Origin of the sequence: Erwinia sp. B116, assembly GCF_002865965.1 — a bacterium.
Classification (GTDB): domain Bacteria; phylum Pseudomonadota; class Gammaproteobacteria; order Enterobacterales; family Enterobacteriaceae; genus Erwinia.
On the sequence record NZ_JRZZ01000146.1, the window covers coordinates 1 to 272 of the forward strand.

The following is a 272-nucleotide window of genomic DNA, read 5'->3' on the forward strand; positions in this document are numbered from 1 at the left end:
TGCATCCAGGAGGATTCGAACCTCCGACCGCTCGGTTCGTAGCCGAGTACTCTATCCAGCTGAGCTATGGATGCGTCGGTAAAGCTATTTGGTAAAGCTATAAGGGAGATAATGCGACAAACCTGAGGAGATACTGAAGAAAATCACTGCCACTTGCGGAGAAAGGTTAAACCGTAGAGGTTGCTACCAGAACTTCGAAAGATGGTGCATCCAGGAGGATTCGAACCTCCGACCGCTCGGTTCGTAGCCGAGTACTCTATCCAGCTGAGCTA

Annotated in this window: 1 tRNA gene; it reads right to left on the minus strand. The window is 50.4% G+C overall.

Going from position 1 to position 272, the window contains the following annotated elements:
- Nucleotides 1–74 (minus strand) — tRNA-Arg (locus NV64_RS23015).
- Between the last annotated feature and the right edge of the window lie 198 nt (nucleotides 75–272).